Source organism: Nitrospirota bacterium (genome assembly GCA_040756155.1).
In the GTDB taxonomy this organism is placed as follows: domain Bacteria; phylum Nitrospirota; class Thermodesulfovibrionia; order JACRGW01; family JBFLZU01; genus JBFLZU01.
The window spans coordinates 22,839-25,320 of record JBFLZU010000033.1; the positions used below are offsets into that span (position 1 = coordinate 22,839).

Annotated in this window: 3 protein-coding genes; 2 read left to right on the forward strand and 1 reads right to left on the reverse strand. The window is 40.1% G+C overall.

Annotated features, from left to right (window positions below; translation table 11 throughout):
- A partial coding sequence (gene cbiQ, locus AB1488_03040; GenBank protein MEW6409074.1) for a cobalt ECF transporter T component CbiQ occupies window positions 1-487 on the forward strand: 487 nt, incomplete at its 5' end.
- Entirely contained in the window at window positions 475-1,389 is a 915-nt protein-coding gene (locus tag AB1488_03045) for an ATP-binding cassette domain-containing protein (protein MEW6409075.1), read from the forward strand. The genes cbiQ and AB1488_03045, both read left to right, overlap by 13 nt.
- Window position 1,390: 1 nt before the next feature.
- On the opposite strand, the gene AB1488_03050 is transcribed toward AB1488_03045, so the two are convergent.
- Window positions 1,391-2,482, reverse strand: a 1,092-nt coding sequence (locus tag AB1488_03050) for an MFS transporter (protein ID MEW6409076.1), incomplete at its 5' end; no start/stop codon positions are given.

The following is a 2,482-nucleotide window of genomic DNA, read 5'->3' on the forward strand; positions in this document are numbered from 1 at the left end:
AATATTCTCATTTAATCTGTTTGGCATAAAGATCGCAGGATATAGAGATGGACTTATGGAGGGCTTGCTGATTGCAAGCAGGATAATCGGTGCAGTCTCCATAGTTGCTGTTCTTGGATTCTCCACACCCTTTACAGAATTTATAGCAAGTCTTTCATGGTTACGGACTCCAAAGCAATTTATAGAAATATTGATGTTCGCCTATAGATATATCTTTGTGCTTCTCGAAGACGCAATGGTCATTTATAACGCCCAGAGGAATCGTCTCGGTTACTCAAGCATAAGGCGTGGATTAAGCTCATTTGGCATCTTAACAGGCTCTCTCATACTTAAGGCATTTGAACATAGCCAGAACACAACAGTAGCAATGATTCAAAGAGGATATGATGGTAATATGCCAATGTTAAAACAAAGGCCCTTTGCACTATCTGAAATCATCGTCTCGGTTTTATTTATAATAGCGATGGGGGTTGTATGGAAGATTTAGGGAGAAAACAAGGCAGAGAGCAAAGAGCACAGAGCAAAGACATAGAAAATAATGTAAGGATTTCCGTGCAAAGTATTTATTATAAATATCCTGATGGGACAGCTGCCCTCTCCAACATCAACATGGAAGTCAAAAAGGGTGAATTCATCGGCATACTAGGATCAAATGGTTCAGGAAAGACTACACTCTTCAAAGTAATGGATGGGCTAATGAAGGATTTCAAAGGCAATGTATACCTTGATGGAACAGACATCAAGAGATTGTCGCCGAAAGAGATTTACAGAAAGATTGGTCTTGTCTTCCAAAACCCTGATGACCAGCTGTTTGCTCCCACATTATTTGAGGATGTGGCTTTTGGTCCTTTAAATATGGATTTTGACAAAATAGAAGTCGAGAGACAGGTGTTAAATGCTTTGAGAGTTGTCGAGCTTAATGGGCTTGAAAATAAATCCATACATAATCTGAGTTTTGGACAGAAGAAGAGGGCATGTATTGCAGGGCTTCTTGCTATGGGGCATGAAATATTATTACTTGATGAACCAACAGCAGGGATCGATCCCATGGGTGAGTATAAAATGATGAGTCTTTTAAAGAAGATGCACAAAGAAAATGGTGTGACCATTGTCATGGCAACGCACAGTGTTGACCTTGTCCCATTATTCCTTGACAGACTTTATATCTTAAGTAAAGGCATGATAGTTCGTGGTGGAAGTCCTGAAGAAGTATTCACAGCACCAGAGGAGATGGAGGATGTAAAACTCAGGCTTCCACAGATAGCAGAACTAATTCACAGGTTAAAACACGAAGATGGAATACCTTTTGATAAGATTCCACTTACAATAGGTGAGGCAAGAAGAGAGTTAGTAAAAACTCTTCGACATCTTTTCACGGCCTCACAATAGATTATCTTTTCCCCTTCGCCATCCTGCGACTGTCTGGCATAGCCCTGAGTGTAAGAATAACTATCGGACCAACTATCGCCCCTATTCCCAGGATTGTATATGCCCATCCCCAGTTTGTCAGATATGCTACATTAGCTTTTGAGTAACCTTCATTGCTCAAATCAAGTATGTATCCAAACGCCGTAGGAACAAGAGCCCCTGCACCAAAACCTAAAAAAGATCTAAATGCCAGTGTTGTCCCGAGATGTGATGGAGCAACCAGTTCTGCCAGTCCTGTAGAGTAGGCAGGTGAGTCGGCGATTATCGAAAAACCATAAACAAAGCCAACCAATATTACCAACCATAGATATGTATCAAGCAACCAGCCAAAAATAAATGAACTTATAATGCTTATGATACTCATAATAAGGATGACCTTTGTCCTGCCAATTATATCAGAAAGATAACCTCCAATAATGGCAGAGAATACACCTATAATGAAAAAGAGCGATGAGATGTTACTACTTAACTTAACAGCACTGTCGAGTTCCCAACCAGCATAAACAATACAGGCAGTGAGAAAGGCAGGTGTCCATGCCCTCATTCCCTCAAGCTCCCATACATGGGCACTATAACCTGTGATCATCAACATAGCAGGCTTATTTTTTAGCACTTCTTTTTTAAATTCCCCTGGTGAACGTTTCGAAACTATCTCTTTAATTTTTCGGAGGGCTATTAAGCCTAAAAGAACACCAATAACGGGGAATAAAGCAACCACAAAGAAGGCTGTGTATACATCTGAATAATAAGATATAAACCCTGTCAAAGATAAGGAAATCGCATGACTTATGGAGCCAGCAGCAATGAATATGCCCATAGATCGTCCCTTTAATTCGTCAGGGAGCTGCTCTGCAATAAGTTTTAATCCAGGAGGATAGGTGCCTCCAATCGAGAATCCTATCAGGAATCTAAAGATAATTGCTGACAAATAATCACGCGCAAAAAGAGCAAAGAGTATGCTTGAAACTGCCGTCATGATACAAGATAAAAGAAATATCCTTTTTGTACTATACCAGTCAGTCAACGAACTCATGATTACAATGGAAGCAATAAA

What these genes read in the sequence shown, in the direction of transcription:
- AB1488_03045 (MEW6409075.1), top strand. Translation starts at nt 475, where the DNA reads ATGGAAGATTTAGGGAGAAAACAAGGCAGAGAGCAAAGAGCACAGAGC.